Source organism: Halomonas sp. 707D4, assembly GCF_024158685.1.
Classification (GTDB): domain Bacteria; phylum Pseudomonadota; class Gammaproteobacteria; order Pseudomonadales; family Halomonadaceae; genus Vreelandella.
On sequence record NZ_JAMZBD010000630.1, the window covers coordinates 1 to 1,486 of the forward strand.

The 1,486-nt window shown below is 66.5% G+C and carries 3 protein-coding genes; all 3 read right to left on the reverse strand.

Going from position 1 to position 1,486, the window contains the following annotated elements; genetic code table 11:
- The coding region (locus BIS11_RS17380) for a flagellar motor protein MotB (protein ID WP_301286509.1) at positions 1-203 on the reverse strand (203 nt) is incomplete at its 3' end.
- A 4-nt stretch (positions 204-207) separates the two neighbouring features.
- Positions 208-1,023, reverse strand: coding sequence for a motility protein A (locus tag BIS11_RS17385; protein ID WP_253423282.1), 816 nt, complete (start codon positions 1,021-1,023; stop codon positions 208-210).
- Positions 1,024-1,066: 43 nt separating this feature from the next.
- Positions 1,067-1,486: sigma-70 family RNA polymerase sigma factor (locus BIS11_RS17390; RefSeq protein ID WP_253586699.1), on the reverse strand; the 420-nt coding region annotated here is incomplete at its 5' end.

Below are 1,486 nucleotides of genomic sequence, written 5' to 3' on the forward strand. Positions count from 1 at the left end.
GAGGCGAACGGCATCAGGCCGCTGCCCGCCTCGGCGACCTCGCGGGCGCGCTCGCCGGTGCCCGCCGGCGTCAGCGCCAGCAACAGCACGAACAGCGTGATCAGAAGCGTCAGCACGTCCAGGTAGCTGGTCAGCCACCCTTCGTCGCCTTCGTTGCCGGTGAAGGGCGATTCCAGCGCGTGACGGGCGTCGTGGTCGAGCATGGTGCTACCCCTTGGCCGTCGCGCCGTCGTCCGGGCGTGGCTTGACGTGGGGGTCGCGAATCTCGTCGTGGTAGTTGGCGACGAAGGAGTTCAACGTCTCTTCGATGAACGACGGCAGGCGACGCTTGGTGATCAGCGAGATGCCCTCGAGCACCATGTTCATGGTGATCAGGCGCTCCTCGGTGCGCCGCTCGAGCTTCACCGCGATCGGCTTGAACACCAGGTTGGCAAGCAAAATGCCGTAGAAGGTGGTCAGAAGCGCCACCGCCATGCGCGGGCCGATCACCTCAAGGTCACCGGCGTCCATCACTTCCAGCATGTTGACCAGGCCCACCAGGGTGCCGATCATGCCGAAGGCCGGGGCGTAGGTCGCCATGGTGCGAAAGATCTGCGCCTCGGCGTGCTCGCGCGCCTTGAGCCGGGCGATGCGCCAGCGCAGCATATCGAAGATCTCGTCCTCCTTGGTGTTGGCGATCACGAGCTGGATACCGGTGCGCAGAAACGGGTTGCGGGTGTGCTCGAGCTCGCGCTCGACCGCGCGCACGTCGCCCTTGAACCACAGCCGGGCCATGGCCACCAGCTCGTCGATGTCGTCGCGCACGAAGGTGTTCTCGCGGCGAAACACCAGCCCGACCAGGCGCACCACGCGCACCACTTCCTTGAGCGGGTAGCTGATGAACGTCGCCGCCAGGGTGCCGGTGATGACGATGGCAAGCCCCGGCAGGTTGATGAAGCTTTCCGGGGACTCCGCGGTAAAGAACAGCACGCTCACCAGCAAGAGGATGCTGGCGCCTATTCCGATCAGGGTAGAGGGGTTCATCAACGGCTCCTCGCCGGTCGTGGGGTTGAAAAAGCGAAGCGGCTCACTCGGCCTCGTGCAGGCGCGCGCGCAGGCGGCTGATCGCCTGGCTGTGCAGCTGGGAGACGCGCGATTCGGTCACGCCCAGCACCGCCCCGACCTCCTTGAGGTTGAGCTCTTCCTGGTAGTAGAGCGCCATCAATAGCTTCTCGCGTTCGGGCAGCGCCTCGATCGCCGCGATCAGCGTGGCGCGCTGCTGGCCGTCGAGCAGCTCCTCGAAGGGCGCGTTCAGGGCTTCCTGGGCGGGCTCGCTGCCCTCCTCGAGCAGCTCCTCGAAGGGCAGCAGGTGGCCGCTGTTGGTATCGTTGAGAAGCTGCTGGTACTCGGCCAGCGGCATCTCCAGGTGGCGGGCGATCTCGCCCTCCTCCGGGGCGCGGCCGAGGCTCTGCTCCAGATGGCGGATCGCCTCGTCCATGGCCCGGGC

Coding starts and splice junctions, on each gene's coding strand:
- BIS11_RS17385 (WP_253423282.1), bottom strand. CDS start 1,023: ATGAACCCCTCTACCCTGATCGGAATAGGCGCCAGCATCCTCTTGCTG.